We start from the raw sequence: 17,445 nt of genomic DNA, 5'->3' as shown, positions 1-17,445 counted from the left end.
TTAAAAATTTATTGCTTGTTACTAAACCTTATTTGCTTTCGTACCTTTAGGCCAGCTAATAAAAATAGAAATCAAAGCGGCAACGGCCAATAACCAACTGTATTGGACATAACTAATTAGTTCTAATGGTGACACCTTCGCTAAAGAAGAAGCCAATAAGATTTGCGCGCCATAAGGCAAGATACCTTGTACCACACAAGAGAAAATATCCAACAAGCTAGCACTGCGTTTCGAATCAACATTGTAGCGCTCAGCAATATCTTTTGCGACTGAACCATTAATTAAAATAGACACCGTATTGTTGGCTGTGCATAAATTAGTCAACGCGACAGCAGCACTGATACTCAACTCTCCAGCACGAGTAGAGCCTTCTTTCGCTCCTAGGCCACGGCTAATACGCTCAATCGCACCAACCAACCAAGCCAAGCCGCCTTGTGATTTCATTAATCCAGCAAGACCACCAATTAACAAAGATAAAATCAGAATCTCTTGCATCCCAGTGTAACCCGCATAAATATCCGCGGACCAAGAAGCCACTGAATAGTCAGGCTGCATCGTCAGACCAATCACACCTGCCAAGATAATGCCACTAAACAAGACTAAAATGACATTCACCCCAGCCACAGCCAAGCCCAAAACGGCCACATAAGGCAACACTCGAATCAGCTCGTAATCTTGAACATCGGCAATATGCGCTTCTTCACTCTGAAAAAATAACCACACCAAAGCCGCCAGTGCCGCTGGCAAAGCAATTTTAAAGTTCATGCGAAATTTATCTCGCATATCACAGCCTTGCGTTCTCGTTGCCGCGATTGTGGTATCGGAGATAATCGACAAGTTATCACCAAACATCGCACCGCCAATCACAGTCCCTACTGTCAATAACAAAGGCAAATCCGCAGCTTCCGCAACACCAATAGCAATTGGCGCAATAGCGGCAATGGTTCCCATGGAAGTCCCCATCGACGTTGCAACGAATGCGGTGATAACAAACAAGCCCGGCAATAATAAAGAGGCAGGTACAATGCTCAAACCAAAGTTAACCGTTGCATCCACTCCGCCAACGCTTTTTGCTACGCTGGCAAAAGCGCCCGCCAACAAATAAATCAAGATCATAGTGATAATCGTGTTATCACCTACGCCTTGAATAAAAGTCTCAATACGCTGATTGAAGTGTCCTTTACCTAACAAAATAGCCAAGGCAATCGCAGGTAAAATAGCGACAGGTGCAGAGATCTGATAGAAGGCGAAATCGACACCTTCAGACTGATACCAAAGGCCACTGCCAACAAAAAGAACAAGGAAAAGTAACAATGGCAACAATGCCAAAGGAGATTTAGAAGTCATATCGTCTGAGGATTCCAGATTAAGTTAACCCTGCAACTTTTGGTCTTAGGGAAGAAAGGCGCGAATGATAGTAAAAAGTCGTCAACGAGACCAATAATAATTAGCAATGTCGTTGTCACAAAACGTTATAACCAAAAAATCAAATATATCACCTTTTTATTCAATATAGACATATACACAATACTAGAACTCACAAGCAATAAAAAACCCAATCATTAAGACAAACCATTATTGGCTAGCCTTAACCTTGGGTTTTTCTTTTAGCTATAAAACCACCTAGCTATAAAGCAAAGAACTCTTAGGTTATTTTTTCAGTTTATAAGCGACGACATAGTCTCCAATCGTGGTGCCAATAGAACCGTGTCCACCAGCTACCTGAACAACCATTTGCTCGCCTTTGCTGTTCAAATATGTCATTGGTGTTGCTTGACCACCTGCTGGCAAACGCCCTTTCCATAACTCTTTACCCGTAGACAAATCATAAGCTCGCAAATAGTTATCCACGGCTGCTGCCATAAAGACAACACCACCATCCGTGATAACGGGACCGCCAATTCCAGGCATACCCATTTCGATTGGTAGCTTAAGTGGCGTCATATCTTCAATTGTGCCGTTTTTATGCTTCCACACCGTTTTGCCCGTTTTAAGATCGACACCAGCAACATAACCCCAAGGTGGCTGCTGACAAGGCACGCCTAATGGCGATAAGAAAGGTTTCAACTCAACCGCATAATCTGCGCCTTCATTTGAGTTTAGGCCCTGCTCGCCCTTATTTGATTCTCCCAAATCAACACCATCTTTTGGCACTAGGGTTGATGTAAAGGCTAGATAAAGCGGCATACCAAACATTTGCTGACGTTTAGGGTCAACGGCAATGCTGCCCCAGTTGAATACCCCAAAATTACCAGGATAGACGATGGTTCCCTGCAACGAAGGCGGAGTGTATCGGCCCTCATAACGTAACTGCTTAAACTGGATTCGGCACATGAGCTGGTCCAAAGGTGTACCACCCCACATATCAGCCTCTGTCAATTTAGCTGGCTTAAACGTCAACGCCGAAGTGGGTTGGGTTTTCGCAGCATAATCTCCAGGAATCGTGCCCTGTGGCGCAGGCTCTTCTGTAATAGGGAAAATCGGCTCGCCCGTTTTCCTATTCAATACGTACACATCACCTTGCTTAGTGGGCACCACCAGAGCAGGCTGCTTACCCGTTGGCGTATCTAAATCCAACAACGCGGGTTGGGCAGGGGTGTCCATATCCCATAAATCGTGATGAACAAATTGTTGAACCCAAGCAACCTGACCCGTTTCAAGGCTCAGAGCCACAACAGAGGTTGCGTATTTTTCTTCCGCAGGAGAACGGTACATACCCAGTTGATCCGGCGTGCGGTTCCCCATTGGGAAATACACCAAACCTAGATCTTCATCAGCACTGGCAACAGACCAACTGTTTGGTGAGCTTGTCGCATAGGTTTCATTAGGACCAATCGGTGTTGTGTCATCTGGATGGCCTGAATCCCAGTTCCACATCAACTCACCTGTTTTTACATCATAAGCACGGATCACACCTGAAGGCGAGTTCACCGCATAATTATCATTCACCGATCCCGCGACAATCACCACACCACCAGCCACTATTGGCGGCGACGTAGAATAATAATAACCAGACTGTTTGAATGGCATATTGTGCATTAAGTCCAATTCACCATTATCAGCAAAGTTAGCACAACGGGCACCAGTGGTTGGATCCACAGCCACTAGACGAGCATCAGACGTAGGTAAAAACAACTGAGCATCACATTGCATACTCGTTAAGCTTTCAGCAGGTACAGATGATTTTTGAACAGGAGGAAGAGGCGCATTCGAAGGCGGTAAATAAGATACACCACGGCAAGTCTGATGCTGACGCTGACTTTCTTCAGGAACTTTTGCATCATAAACCCATTGTTCTTCACCAGTATCGGCATCTAAAGCCACAATCCAGTTATGTGGCGTACACACATAAAGAGCATTCGCCAACTTTAACGGAGTTGCCTCATAAGTCGTCTCACCAACGTCTTTTGGACCTTTTTTATCACCTGTTTGATACTGCCAAGCAACTTGAAGCTGATCAGCATTATCAGGGGTTATCTGCGCCAAAGGCGAAAAACGCTGGCCTAAGTTACTGCGTCCATACGCATTCCACTCCCCTTGATTCACATCCCCCATGTCGGCGTCAGGAATGCTAACAGAGCGAGTCATTTGCCCTTCGATCGTCGTTGGAGATGTCATAAATAGAGGCGATATAGTCACCAAGGCAGTCGCTAACCAAACAGGAAATAACAAGCGTCCACCGGCAGGACGTTTGAAGAAAGCGAATAAAAGAAGAGGAATCGCTAGAACTAAGAAAAGCCCCATTCGAGTCGCCAATGGCCACCAGCTCAAACCGGATTCCATAATCGACCAAATCAAGGTTCCCACTAATAAGAGCGCATAAATAAGGTTAGCTATTTTATTACGCTTTCTTAGCAATAGAGCAACAGCGATAAATGCAACACCAGCAACAACGTAGTAAGAACTACCGTCAAGTGCCACTAACCAACCGCCACCGAATAGCAACGCTAGCCCTATTGCTAAAAAAAGTACCGAAAGAATTATCATATAAACTCATCCCTTTGTGTTTGATTCATTCATTTAATTCAGGAGCACAAATGCCAAACGAGCACTGAAAGCCGTCAAGCTACCTATTTACCATAGATGATTACATTTCAAAGGAAAAGTTTAGAGCACAAAATGACAAAATAGACTTTTTTCTTACATATTTAAAAGGCGATACTCCTCACCCCTGCGTTACATCATGGCCATAAACAGCATCCAACTTAGATTGAATAACATTAGGAACAAAGCGACCTGCGGCCTGGAGCGCTCTTAATTTCGCCTTGCCAAATACACCGCCCTGCATATGATAGAGACCAGCGTTGGCTTTCGACATCTGCTGAACTTTGGTTGCTCTTGGCTTTCGAATTTGCTCATACTCAACCAATGCTGCATGGCATTCGTGGCGAGCTAAATTTTCAGCCAAAACATACGCATCCTCAATTGCCATAGCCGCTCCTTGTGCCATAAAAGGCAACATTGGATGACAAGCATCACCTAACAAAACCACTCGTCCCTGATGCCAAGTAGGTAATTCGTCACGCCCATTCAGAGCCCATAAAAAAGTACTTTTCGCACAAGCAATCAACTGGCTAACCTCAGGGTGCCAATCAGCAAAAACTCGTTTCAATTCGGCTATGTCCCCCTCTTCACGCCAAGATTCGGACAGCCAATCACTGCGCTCTTCAACCGCAACAAAGTTAACGTAATCACCACCACGCAGATAATAACTGACAAAATGCCGACCAGGCCCCGCCCAAACACAGGCATCCGGCTTCACATTAACTGTCAGATCACTCACAGGAATAACACCACGCCATGCCACCTGCCCCATAAAAGTAGGGCGCTCCTTGCCAAGCATTTGCTCACGTACTTTTGAGCGAATGCCATCCGCACCAATCAGTAAATCCCCCCAAATTTCACGTCCACCATCAAGGGACACACAAACTTGATTTAGCGCCTTATCTTCGCGGTAAGAATCTACCGTTGAATTGAGCACTAATTCCACACCCGCTTGGGAACAGGCTTGCGCCAATACCTGATGCAAATCAGCGCGGTGCAAATGCCAATAAGGCGCGCCATATCGCACTTCGGCTTGCTCCGCCAAAGGAGATTTAAGGTAATATTCACCCGTTTTATAATGTCGAATCGCAGCGTTCTGAGGCACAAAAGCAAAAGCGCTTAGCTCTGCTTCTAAACCCAGTTCACGCAGAACCTTCATGGCATTCGGGCTCATTTGTAAACCCGCCCCCACCTCACCAAGACTTACGGCTTGCTCACAAACCACCACTTGAATATCACGCTTTGCCAAAGCTAATGCTGCACACAAGCCACCAATCCCAGCACCTGCAATCACAACACGATTAACCTGCTTCAAATAACACCCTCTCTTTTAAAATGAGATTTTTATAAACAATCTACAGGGCATAGTAGCGACTTTCCGTTGAAATAAAACCGACCCATGTCACTAATGATAAAATGAGCCTAAAAATAGCCAACCTCAAAAACAACACCTTGTTAAAACATGTTTAAAATAGACTAATATGCATACTGTTAAATTTCAGTAAGAGGCTTACCACATAGCATGTAGAGCCGATATAAGGTAAGCTTCGCGAAATTCTTGCATAACCTGATTTTTCAGCTTTGCACCTGCCTTTATAAAACATGAGAACATCTATGAGTTTCAACAAACTTGGGCTTTCTGCCCCCATCCTAAAAGCCATTGAAGATCAAGGCTATACTGAGCCGTCTGCAATTCAAGCTCAGGCAATACCAGCCATTCTTGAAGGCCAAGATGTGATGGCCGCGGCCCAAACAGGGACAGGCAAAACAGCCGGTTTTACCCTACCCTTGCTTGAAATTCTGAGTAAAGGCGAGCATGCGCAAAATAATCAGGTTCGTGCTTTGGTGTTAACACCAACACGAGAACTCGCCGCTCAAGTCGCTGAAAGCGTAAAGAACTACGGCCAGCACCTAGGTCTTAAGTCGACCGTTGTATTTGGTGGCGTCAAAATCAACCCTCAAATGATGGCCCTTCGACGCGGCGCAGATATTCTTATTGCGACGCCTGGTCGTATGATGGATTTATACAACCAAAAAGCCGTGCGTTTCGATAAATTGGAAGTGCTGGTTTTAGATGAAGCCGATCGAATGTTAGACATGGGCTTCATTCATGACATCAAAAAGATCCTAGCCATCTTACCGAAAAAACGCCAGAACCTATTGTTCTCTGCGACCTTCTCTCCAGAGATTCGCCAACTAGCGAAAGGCTTAGTCAACAACCCTGTTGAAATCTCTGTCACGCCACGTAATGCGACAGCCGTTTCTGTTGAGCAGTGGTTACACCCAGTAGACAAAAAACGTAAATCGGAATTATTGATTCAACTTATAGCCCAAGGTCGCTGGGATCAAGCCTTGGTATTTTCTCGCACCAAACACGGCGCCAACAAGATCACCAAACAATTAGAAGACGCTGGCATTCGTGCTAGTGCTATTCACGGCAATAAAAGCCAAGGCGCACGCACCCGTGCCCTAGCCGATTTTAAAGAAGGCCGCATTCGCATTCTCGTTGCAACCGACATTGCCGCTCGTGGTCTAGACATCGAACAGCTGCCTCACGTTGTCAACTTTGATTTACCTGATGTGGCTGAAGATTACGTTCACCGCATCGGTCGTACTGGCCGCGCTGGTGCGACAGGCAAAGCAATTTCATTGGTTGCAGCTGACGAACTGGATCAATTACGTGCCATTGAGCGCCTGACTCAAAAGCTGATTGAGCGTCGTTATGAAGATGACTTCATTCCAACACACATGTTGCCTGATACCACCCTTGATACGCGCCCAATTAAACCCAAAAAGCCGAAAAAACCGAAAGCCCCACGCGATCAACACGCTGGAGCAAAGCAAGGTAACGCGCCTAAATCTGGCAAACGTCGCCCTGCAGCACCGAAAGCAGAAATGACACCTGGACAAGGTCTACGTAGCAAACCATTAGCGCCAGCGCGTCGTAACCGTAAGCCAGACTAATTTTCAGTGAGTCTGCTAAAATAAAGCCACAGTGAGCATACCGCTACTGTGTCTTTTCTTTGAACAGCGCATAAGATTAAATAACAACTCACTTACATCAAGGACGTGTCATGGGAATTATCATTCTTCCTCTGTTTTTATTCTGGGCGATCAGCTTCCTTTACTCTCTACGAATAGGCTACGTCCTATTGAAAGAAGAAAAGCTTTTTGTCTATAAAATTCTACCTACCATTACCGCTATATTCCTCGCCTTCGCTTACACAACTCTGTCTCTTAATGAATTCAAAAGCAGCGAATCTCTTTGGACATTCGAGATTATGTTCTACTTCCTCTTTAACCTAAATGCCGCTGTTTTATATTTAGCTGCACTACTCTCTTACTTCACCCTAAGAAAACGCATTAAAAACCCATCCATCAAATCGCTTATCTTCATCATCGCATTGTCAATTTCTTTAGGCACATTGATCGGCGCTTTTAGCAGCGAAGCCTTCATGGAAGAAAACAACATTGAGCAAACCTATTAAACTAAGATGACATCTGCCTCTCAACGCTAGAACCAGATGTCATCGTGAGGAAAAACTAACTCAACTTGTAAGAGCTAATCTCTTTCAATACGTTTTCAAAACGCTGCTTGGCTTGACCTGCCCCTTCATCGGTTTTATTCACCATGTCCAGAATTCGTTCGGAACGTTCGCTGACATTTTGAATGTTCTTATTAATTTCTTCAGAGACCTGTGATTGTTCTTCAGACGCGGTAGCAACTCGTTCAATTGTTTGAGCCAAATGCTCTATGGCCTCAAATAAGCCTTGCATCATAGTGACGTTCTCAGTCACTACATTCGATGTTTCCGTTGCCATGTTGGCACATTGCCCCATTGATTGAAGCGCACTCTTACCAGAACCTACCAAGGCTTCTATCATCGAACGAATCTCTTCCGTCGAATTTTGTGTACGCTGCGCCAGCGTTCTAACTTCGTCTGCCACTACCGCAAAACCTCGACCTTGCTCTCCTGCTCGAGCCGCCTCGATTGCGGCATTAAGGGCTAACAAATTCGTTTGTTCAGCAATAGATTCGATGGTTTGCAGAATACTGCTAATTTCTTCCGTATGATCCGTCACAGACTGTACCGCTTTATGACCACCTTCCACTTCAGATGATAAATTTGCGATAGATTGCAGAATACTCTGCATACGTTCTGAACCTTGGGTACTCTGCTGACGAATACTTTCCGTCGCCTCCGCTGAGGATTGCATATCCTGAGAAATAGTGTTGCTGGTCAGAGACATCTCCTCTACAGCAGAAGCCATAAGATCGGTTTGATTAAACTGGTCTTTGGTTTCCTCTAATGCAGTTTTAGAATAGCCACTTAATACATTCATGCTTTCTTTTGATTCTGATGCCATATCCACCATCAGATGAAATGACTCACTCAGATGATCTAAGTGAACATTGAGATATTGGATAATTTCACCCAATTCGTCTTTCGACGTATTTTCAATTCGGCCGACTAAATTACGTTCTACAGAGACATTAGATAATGCTCGGCTAATTTCTTCCACACGTTTTGTTAGGGAACGAGTCAACGAAAATGCCAACAAAATAACCGGTGTAATCAGTACAATAAAGCCAATCACCAGCCCATTACGATACAGCTTACTTTGCGCTGTCATGGCGCTACTTAACGTTTTGATCTCTGTACTAACCTGATCAGCAACACCTTTAATCAAACCTATCTTCGCCGTCGCAAGCGCAAACCAATCAGCGGGGCCGTTCACAGAGGACACATCCTGTAACGCCAAAAAATTCTTAGTCGCTTGGTCGACCGCCTGCCATTTTGCATTTTTCATCGCCGTGTCCAGCAAGGCTTGCTCCTTATCGGATGACGTCACCATAAAGTGTTCTAATTGATGCTCCTCATCAATAATAAAAGCCGCAATCTGAGACTGGCGCATTAAGGTTGTCGTCTTAGCGGCATAGACGCCATTCAGTGCACCACGATACTGACCGACTCGCTCCTTCATCCACAACAAACTTAAGCGAGCTTCAAGTGCTTTAGCAATATCGCGATTACTCACATCTAAAATAACACGCTCTATCGAACCAAGAGCTTTACGGTTGACCTCAGAATAAAAATCAAAAGCGCCATTATCCGCGGCTAACGCATCCACTTTTTGACGGATCTGACTCTTATCCTTTAGCAAATTTAAAACAGGATTTCGCAAGCGATTCAAACGATCTAACGACAATTCTTCAAAAGCATCTTCATCAATATTGCGAAGGGCTTCTTCTGCACTATCAGCCACCTTACGCTGAGCTAATAATGCCTCGGCGCCATTACTGCCTTTGCTTCCCAAAAAACCTGCACTCAAACCACGCTCTACAGCATAATTATGTGCTACCCCATCAAGAATAGTTGATAGCTTTACCATGTCTTCCGCAAGCACCCCCTCATCCACTTGTTCATTAAGATCTGTGACCAAAAACGCCACGATAATAATCGCAAAAAGTGAGGGTAATATGCCAACAATGGCAACCGAATGAGATACTTTTAGATTTGAAAATAAGGACACTAGCCTCTCCTTGTCGTTGTTATAAAGCAAGCTTAGACGAAATCATGCACTTTGCATGCCCAATATCATTAATATAGATCAGCAAAAAATTTGCGCTCTTTTATTAACTACCGCAGTTAATACTTCTCCAAAAAAATTCATAAAAAAACCACCCGAAGGTGGTTTTATATAAACAAAATATTGCAGCCCTATATCATTAACTGTTTTTCAGCTCTGCTTCAGGCACTTCATCTTGTTCAAACACACTCGAATCTGAATGACCAAGCCATTTAGATGTAATACTACCGGCAGTCATTGCCCCATTCACATTTACGGCTGTTCGCCCCATATCGATCAAAGGCTCAATAGAAATTAACAAACCCGCTAATGCAACTGGCATATCTAAAGCGGATAAGACAATCAATGCAGCGAATGTCGCGCCACCACCAATACCTGCAATACCGAACGAGCTAACCGTCACAATGGCAATCAATGAAATGATGAAGCTTGGATCCAACGGGTTAATGCCCACAGTTGGCGCGATCATCACGGCCAACATGGCTGGATACAAACCAGCACAACCATTTTGGCCCATCGTCGCACCAAAAGAAGCCGAAAAGTTTGACTCACCCTCACCGTTACCCAGACGTTTTACCTGAGTATCGATGTTTAGCGGGATCGTTCCCGCACTCGAACGGGAAGTAAAGGCAAACAACAATACTGGCAAGACTTTCTTAAAGTAACGCAGAGGTGAAATACCATTGAAAGCCAATAAACATAAATGCATGACTAAAATGAGTGCCAAACCAACATAAGAGGCCACAACAAAGTTAAGCAGCGTCAGTATGTCATCAACATTAGAACCAGCAACGACCTTAGTCATCAGAGCCAAAATACCATATGGCGTAAGGCTTAGCACCATACGAACCAAGGTTCTAACAATTGATTGAGCTACATCAACAAAACGTTCAAAACTTGCGCCTAATTCTGGCTCAGAGCGGGCAACTGTCACCCCAGCGATACCGACGAAGGCAGCAAAAATCACCACAGCGATTGTAGAAGTCGGACGACTACCCGCCAAATCAGCAAAAGGATTACCAGGGAAGAAAGACGTAATCATGTCAGCAAAAGACACACTAGCCAGACCATCAAGACGTGTCTCTAATGCCGCACCACGCGCCATTTCACGAGCGCCCTGTACGATACCATCTGCAGACAAACCAAATAAATTGCTGACAAAAACACCAATCAAGGCAGAAGCTGCGGTAGTTGCTAACAAGATACCGATAATACCGCCAGACATCTTGCCCAAAGAGCCCGTGTCTTTCACCTTAATGATAGCGCCAATAATAGACACCAAAATTAACGGCATAATGATCATTTTCAGCAAGCTAACATAGCCATAACCAACTATATTTACATACTCTAGCGTGGCGCTTGCTTCTGCACTGCCAACACCATAGATAAATTGCAGCGCAGCACCAAAGGCAACACCTAAGCCCAAACCAGTAAACACTTGGGTAGACAGTGTCTTTTTTGCTTTTTGAAGCTTAAACAGCAATACAATTAACAAAGCGAAAACCACTAAGTTAATAATGGGATACAACATGAGGAAAACCTTAAAAAAATAAACCTTAGAACACCGACGCCCGTTCACCTAAACATCAATCAACAGGTCTGATCGGCAAGTTGGCGCCATCTTAACAAAATGTTGACTAAATGGATAAGAAGGAAAAATGATTACCTTATATAAGAAAAACAAATAAGGAAAAAATTTGAATCAAGAATGAAGGCATAAGAGATAACAAATCATCACATTGATGGATTTGCACAAATGTATGTACTCAATACTCATTACAAGGGAATGAATAGTGACTAGCAAGCAGCGAAGACCCAAGCGATTATCGATCAGAATTCTTGTTGCCAATATGTTTCTTCTGGCAATCGTCATTACCGCAGGCATTGCTATTTCTCTGCAGTATAGCACCAGCAAAAAAACCGCTGTCGATCACATGCTATCAAGCATCGATCTACTCTCCGATCATATGAGCGACAGTGTTCAAAGCCTAGACAGCGACGCCAAACAAGCCGTTAATTTACTTTCCGAGCTCATCAGCTCAGATTTATCCAACATCAGCATAGAACACAAAAGCAGCCTATTTGCTCAGTTTCTACAAAAGCGTCCCGAGCTATACAGCCTTTATGTTGGTGACAAGCAAGAAAACTTTTTTCAGCTCATTAACCTAAACTCAGCCAAAGACACAAGACAACGAATGGGGGCGCAAGCGGATGACCGCTGGGCCGCTGTACATATTTCAGGGGATGGCGAAAAGCGCTTACGCCGCACCTATTTTTACTCGAATACCTTTCGCCTAAATCACCAACAAACAGAGAAGAGTAGTTTCTCCCCTACAAAGCGACCATGGTTTGCGGCATCAGAACAAAATAATATCGTTACAACCCCACCTTATACTTTTGAACACTTACAAATATCTGGACAAACCTACGCAAAGAGAATTCGCAACACAGAACAGGTAATCGGATTAGATATACTTTTATCGTCTTTATCAGATCAACTGACTTTATCTTCAACAAAACTGATAAATGGTCAGGAGCAGGCCTTTTTATTCAACCAAAACGGCAAAATCATTGCCTCAAATATAACGGATAGCGACTCAGACACATCGTCGTATCATCAATACATTCAAGATTACCTTGGCATAGAATCAAAAAGACTCATCGACATTGCCAACAACCCAAACGCAAAACAGCCAACCCTTATCGAAAAAGAAAATTCTCCTCGATACTATGCATTTATTACCGCCATCGGCAACGACATACTCAATCAACAATACATCGCCGTTACTCTGCCAAAGGACGTCTTGTTTCAACAAGCCACCAAAGAAGCGCTTCATTCCACATTGTTAAATGCGCTGGTAATGATCATCTTATTACCCATTATCTGGCTTTTTAGCGCCCCCATCGTTCGCCCGATTCGACAACTACAACTCGAAACAGAGAAAATCAAACGACGCCAGTTTGATGATGTCACCTTCACAGACTCACACATTAAAGAAATCTGGCAACTGTCTAACTCCTTCGTCTCTATGTCTCAAGACATCAAGCGGCATGAAGCCAGCCAAAAAGAGTTTATGGAGGCATTAATCCGCCTTATCGCCACGGCCATAGATGACAAATCCGCTCATACTGGCGGCCACTGCTATCGAGTTCCAGAACTAGGGCTCATGCTGTCCGGCGCTTTAGAAAAAGCCGAAGAAGGCCCTTATAAAAACTTCCAATTTGCCAATGACAATGAACGCCTAGAATTTCGTATTGCTGCTTGGTTACACGACTGCGGCAAAATCACCATGCCAGAACACATCATCGACAAAGGCTCAAAACTCGAATGTATCTATAATCGCATTCATGAGATTCGCACACGATTTGAAGTCTTATGGCGCGATGCGGAAATAGACTACTTACGCTCTGTACATATTGAAAAACAAGACCCAAGTATCGCCTTAGCAACATGGCAAGAAAATCAAGCAAGGCTTCAAGAGGAATTTGCATTAGTAGCCAAAGCCAACGTTGGCAGTGAATTCATGAGTGAAAAAGAGCAAAACAAGATCAAAGCCATTGGTGCACAAGAATGGACTCGCCATTTCAATAATCGCTTAGGATTATCCCCTGCAGAAGAAATGATGCATGCAGAGCAAGACCAGCACAGGGATCCACATAACGCCATAGAAACCCTATTATCAGACAAGCCTGAACACATCATTCCTCGGCATAAAGAAGTCAAGTTTGATGAATCCCTAGGCATCAAGATGACAATCCCCGAGCATCAATATAACCAAGGTGAGATTTACAATCTCACCATACAAAAAGGCACACTCACCGAAGAGGACAGATTCAAAATCAACGAACACATCATCAGCACCATTACTATGCTAGACAAACTGCCTTTCCCGCCAGAGTTAAGTCGAGTACCGCTTTATGCCTCCACTCACCATGAAAGAATGGACGGCAAAGGTTACCCACGAAAACTCAATGCAGAACAGCTCAGCATTCCCGACAGAGTTCTAATGATCGCCGATGTTTTCGAAGCCCTCACCGCCGCTGACCGTCCTTATAAAAAGGCCAAACCACTCAGCGTTGCCGTCGACATTATGTTTAACATGTGCAAAGAAGGACACCTCGACCTACAACTGTTCCGCTTCTTTCTAACCAGCGGTACTTACTTAACATACGCCGAGCGATTCCTACCTAAAGAACTGCATGATGAAGTGAATTTAGAGGAATATTTAGAGGAATGATCCGACCAGATCAATAAAAAAGGAATAAAAAAAGCCTTAGTAAGTACTAACCTACTAAGGCTTATTTTATATGGTGGGCCTGCCCAGACTTGAACTGGGGACCTGCCGATTATGAGTTTTAATCTCTAGTGGTTGATATAGCTTTACGCAGATTGATTGAAATATATTTAATTATATATATCAAATACTTAAATATAAAACTACTTAATTCAGCTTTACTTAACTATACCTATATTGATAGATTATGTAGCACATCTGTAGCACGTAATTTAGGTATCATATGAAATTGAAGTTCACTAAAGAGATCATTGCCGCCATAGAACCGTCAGATAAAAGACAACGTATTCAAGATGCTAAGGTCGATGGTTTAGTAATAGAAGTGCTTCCTTCTGGTAGAAAATCATTTCGTGTCTACAAACGCCTCAAAGGACAAACCTCTCCTGTAAGCATTACACTAGGCCAATTCCCTTCTTTAACCATTGAGAACGCTCGAAAAAAAGCACTAGAGGAATTATCCAAGCTTGCACATGGCATCAACCCAAATGAACAAGCCAAAGCCGATGCAAAGTCAAAAATCACATTAATAGAAGTTTATGATGACTACATATCACAAAAGGAGCTGTCTGAGTCGAGCCTACGCGGCTATAACCAAATAATGCGATCCTATCTTGCTGACTGGCATAAATCGGCCCTTGCAGACATTACAGAGAGCATGATCAAAGAAAAACACGCGAGTCTCTCATGCACTAGTCGAGCGCAAGCCGACTATTGCATGAGAGTACTCAGAGCTTTGTACAACTTTGCTCAATTTGAATATAAAAACGCTCAAGACAAACCAATTTTTCTCTACAACCCAGTTCAAATACTTAGTCATAAAAGGCAATGGAATCACGTACCACGCAAACAAACACGCCTCACCCGATCTGAAATCCCTAAATTATTGAGCGGCCTAAATATTATTCGTGAAACCGCAGACACATTTTTGTTTGCGGTCTGTGACTTTGTTGAAATAGCCCTATTCACAGGATTGAGAAAATCAGAACTACTAAACTTGAAATGGGAACAGGTAAATCTTGAAGAACGAACTTTCCGAATTTTAGAGACAAAAAATGGTGATGCGTTAGAACTACCAATGGCAGGTCATTTACATTCTATTTTTGAGAGACGACAAACAATGACCAACAATGAGTATGTATTTCAAGCGGAAAACGATTATGGATACGTTCGAGAGCCAAAAAAATCAATACAGAAAATTATAGATGAAACAGGGGTTAGCTTTACACTTCATGACCTTAGAAGAACATTCACAAGCACAGCAGAACTCTTACGAGTCGGCACTTATACGATTAAGCGTTTACTTAATCATAAAACGGGTAGAAACGATGTAACTGCAGGCTATACAATTCTTACAGCTGAAGAGTTAAAACCCTCATGCGAAATAATAGAAAATAAATTGCTTAACAAGTAAAGCAAGTTAGACATTATCTATTTTAAAAAACTAGTACTACTCAGCATGCATTTCATAAGAAACTAAAGGAAACCGATTACTTATTTTAACAGTGAAGGCTTGGGCACTCTCCTTACCCCAGTTACGTGCAACGTAATACTCTTCGCCATCATAAATCAGCTCTGGATCACGAGAAACACGATACTTGTTATACTTTTTATTGGTTTCAGTTACTTCCGACTCTAATTTAATTAACTGAAATGCACAGGTATTATCCGCTCTCAAAAACTCAAATACGCCATGATCAATCAAGCCTTTCTCGTCAAGCAACTGTACTGTGCAGTAACCAATATCTGATTTCTGGATATGGGCATAAACTTGCTCACCATTAAAGTAAATAGAATAACGGCTCGTATCCCTACTACTAGAACGTGAAGCTCTTTCTTTTTGGCGTTTCTCGCGAATCTTAACTTGGTAATCTTCGATTTCAGGAATAGGTATTACGGACTGTATATCTAATAGAATTTTCCCATCACTTATATATGGGTGCATACGCACGCAGCGAATAGATAAACCGTAATCATTGAGCCACATAACGGTTGTTGTTAACTCTCGAGAGAATTCAGCAGACGCTAAGACTATCTTAACTTCTTGCCCGAATTCATCTTCGTCTTTTTTGCTCCAACCTAAGAAATCCAATAGTGATGCTTCAGCATCTAATTCAAGACTGTTTGCTTTTAGATAGTCAGCATATATATCAACTAAACGATCAAACGTGAGCGTTGAAACCATAGCTGCATATCGAACTGCCTGAAGCTCCATATGGCCACCATCTTCGGTACGCTTTAATTCGATAACAACGATATTAGCTTTCTTATCAATACCTAATAAATCAATACGTCTACGACTTTCATCCCATTCACCAAACTCTTCTGCAACAACTAGAGTGTCTGGTGAAATGATTTGGATTTGATGTTTTAGCAAACGCTGAAGGTCTTCACGTTCTTTTAATCCTGATTGAGAAAAAGTAGTACGTGAAATTGATTTAATTTCGTTATCTGTTACTTGATATATCGCCATAAAAACTACTGGATCCATCCATTTTGTTTAAGTCGACCCCATGCAGCTTCTATATGCTGTGGCGTCATTAATGCTTTTTTACGATCATTCCAAACTTGGATCGCTTGATGAGCTTCAGTGGGATTAGAGGCTCCCTCATTTTTAGCAACCCAATGAACTGTAGCTAAAAGCTCAACCCCATAGGGAGATTGATAGCCATCAATAAGTTCAGTGACTCGTTGAATTCTTGAATGAATACCTTCGTTTGAGTCGGCTATAAATTGCTTTGCATCTTTTAATGCCGAAGTTATCGGTCTTATCTCAGACTCAACAACACCGTCACCAACACCTTGAATATAATGACCATCCATTGTATTCAGTGCATGTCTTAAAGCGTCGGCATAAGGCCCGTATGCATCTTTGGTGAATTGAAGCCTCATACTTTCACCCGCCTCTTGTAAAAAATAAGCCAGTTTCTGAACTTCAATTTTAGATAAGCCAAAGTTAACTGAGCGGTAGCTTTCTAACAGAGCGAGAATAGCCGCTCTTCCTGCCGTCATCTTTGGTTTTGCAGTGTTTATTTCAATATCAGACGCTTTGATCTCATCATTAGGTTCAAATAGTCGAATTTCTAAATTATCTAACTCACCTAAGTACTTTACAATTAATGCTTTCACATCAACCCAAGGTAAGCCGCCTAAGCCACAACCTAAAGGTGGAATAGCAATAGAGCGAATATCGAACTTTTGTATATGCAGGACCAAGCTTTGTAAGCCGGACTCAATATCTTCTATCTTAGAGGCACTTCGCCAATGATCTTTTGTAGGGAAGTTCACAATGTAACGAGGCGTAGCAAGAACCCCTAGCTCAAAAATAAACATTTGACCTAGCTTTACGTCTTTGTTTTTGCAGGCTGCAGCATAGGCTTTGAAATTGTCAGGCCACTTTTTCTTAAACTGCAATGCAATACCTTTGCCCATTACCCCTACGCAATTGACAGTATTCACAATAGCATCAACATCTTGCTGCTTTAGCAAATCACCTTTAGCTGAGATTATCGTCATA

At 43.0% G+C, this 17,445-nt stretch carries 11 protein-coding genes; 4 read left to right on the top strand and 7 right to left on the bottom strand.

Annotation, left to right across the window (positions count from 1 at the left end; genetic code table 11):
- Positions 1-21: 21 nt before the first annotated feature.
- The 3 genes from DFP75_RS09990 to DFP75_RS09980 form a co-directional block, all read right to left on the bottom strand.
- The gene (locus tag DFP75_RS09990; RefSeq protein ID WP_110575179.1) at positions 22-1,347 is read right to left on the bottom strand and encodes a Na+/H+ antiporter NhaC family protein; all 1,326 of its coding nucleotides are present in this window, start codon (positions 1,345-1,347) and stop codon (positions 22-24) included.
- A 303-nt stretch (positions 1,348-1,650) separates the two neighbouring features.
- Entirely contained in the window at positions 1,651-3,987 is a 2,337-nt protein-coding gene (locus DFP75_RS09985) for a glucose/quinate/shikimate family membrane-bound PQQ-dependent dehydrogenase (protein WP_110575177.1), read from the bottom strand.
- Between the two features lie 178 nt (positions 3,988-4,165).
- Positions 4,166-5,359, bottom strand: a complete 1,194-nt coding sequence (locus DFP75_RS09980) for an FAD-dependent monooxygenase (protein WP_110575175.1) — start codon at positions 5,357-5,359, stop codon at positions 4,166-4,168.
- Positions 5,360-5,658: 299 nt separating this feature from the next.
- Between DFP75_RS09980 and DFP75_RS09975 the strand changes: the two genes are divergently transcribed.
- The gene (locus DFP75_RS09975; protein WP_110575173.1) at positions 5,659-7,008 is read left to right on the top strand and encodes a DEAD/DEAH box helicase; all 1,350 of its coding nucleotides are present in this window, start codon (positions 5,659-5,661) and stop codon (positions 7,006-7,008) included.
- Positions 7,009-7,118: 110 nt separating this feature from the next.
- A complete protein-coding gene (locus DFP75_RS09970; RefSeq protein WP_110575171.1) occupies positions 7,119-7,532 on the top strand; it encodes a hypothetical protein in 414 nt (137 codons plus the stop codon).
- A gap of 55 nt (positions 7,533-7,587) precedes the next feature.
- Here DFP75_RS09970 and DFP75_RS09965 read toward each other — a convergent pair whose 3' ends face one another.
- Both DFP75_RS09965 and DFP75_RS09960 read right to left on the bottom strand, forming a co-directional pair.
- Positions 7,588-9,579 (bottom strand): methyl-accepting chemotaxis protein, encoded by a 1,992-nt coding sequence (locus DFP75_RS09965; protein WP_110575169.1) that lies wholly within the window; start codon positions 9,577-9,579, stop codon positions 7,588-7,590.
- Positions 9,580-9,775: 196 nt separating this feature from the next.
- Complete coding sequence (locus DFP75_RS09960; protein ID WP_110575167.1) at positions 9,776-11,167, bottom strand: L-cystine transporter; 1,392 nt, start codon at positions 11,165-11,167, stop codon at positions 9,776-9,778.
- Between the two features lie 262 nt (positions 11,168-11,429).
- On the opposite strand from DFP75_RS09960, the gene DFP75_RS09955 reads away from it, so the two are divergent.
- Complete coding sequence (locus DFP75_RS09955; RefSeq protein ID WP_220032637.1) at positions 11,430-13,874, top strand: HD domain-containing phosphohydrolase; 2,445 nt, start codon at positions 11,430-11,432, stop codon at positions 13,872-13,874.
- Positions 13,875-14,154: 280 nt separating this feature from the next.
- The gene (locus DFP75_RS09950) at positions 14,155-15,342 is read left to right on the top strand and encodes a tyrosine-type recombinase/integrase (protein ID WP_110575165.1); all 1,188 of its coding nucleotides are present in this window, start codon (positions 14,155-14,157) and stop codon (positions 15,340-15,342) included.
- A gap of 36 nt (positions 15,343-15,378) precedes the next feature.
- On the opposite strand, the gene DFP75_RS09945 is transcribed toward DFP75_RS09950, so the two are convergent.
- Positions 15,379-16,419: a PDDEXK family nuclease gene (locus DFP75_RS09945; protein ID WP_220032636.1), complete on the bottom strand. Its 1,041-nt coding sequence runs from the start codon at positions 16,417-16,419 to the stop codon at positions 15,379-15,381.
- The gene (darG, locus tag DFP75_RS09940) at positions 16,407-17,444 is read right to left on the bottom strand and encodes a type II toxin-antitoxin system antitoxin DNA ADP-ribosyl glycohydrolase DarG (RefSeq protein ID WP_110575163.1); all 1,038 of its coding nucleotides are present in this window, start codon (positions 17,442-17,444) and stop codon (positions 16,407-16,409) included. The genes DFP75_RS09945 and darG overlap by 13 nt, the downstream gene beginning before the upstream one ends.
- Position 17,445: the final 1 nt, after the last annotated feature.

Origin of the sequence: Marinomonas alcarazii, assembly GCF_003208215.1 — a bacterium.
GTDB classification, from domain to species: Bacteria; Pseudomonadota; Gammaproteobacteria; order Pseudomonadales; family Marinomonadaceae; genus Marinomonas; species Marinomonas alcarazii.
Note: the sequence above shows the minus strand (reverse complement) of the source record. Positions and strands in the feature narration are given on the sequence as shown.

Coding starts and splice junctions, on each gene's coding strand:
- DFP75_RS09950 (WP_110575165.1), top strand. CDS start 14,155: ATGAAATTGAAGTTCACTAAAGAGATCATTGCCGCCATAGAACCGTCA.
- DFP75_RS09985 (WP_110575177.1), bottom strand. CDS start 3,987: ATGATAATTCTTTCGGTACTTTTTTTAGCAATAGGGCTAGCGTTGCTA.
- DFP75_RS09975 (WP_110575173.1), top strand. CDS start 5,659: ATGAGTTTCAACAAACTTGGGCTTTCTGCCCCCATCCTAAAAGCCATT.
- DFP75_RS09990 (WP_110575179.1), bottom strand. CDS start 1,347: ATGACTTCTAAATCTCCTTTGGCATTGTTGCCATTGTTACTTTTCCTT.
- DFP75_RS09970 (WP_110575171.1), top strand. CDS start 7,119: ATGGGAATTATCATTCTTCCTCTGTTTTTATTCTGGGCGATCAGCTTC.
- darG (WP_110575163.1), bottom strand. CDS start 17,444: ATGACGATAATCTCAGCTAAAGGTGATTTGCTAAAGCAGCAAGATGTT.
- DFP75_RS09945 (WP_220032636.1), bottom strand. CDS start 16,419: ATGGATCCAGTAGTTTTTATGGCGATATATCAAGTAACAGATAACGAA.
- DFP75_RS09960 (WP_110575167.1), bottom strand. CDS start 11,167: ATGTTGTATCCCATTATTAACTTAGTGGTTTTCGCTTTGTTAATTGTA.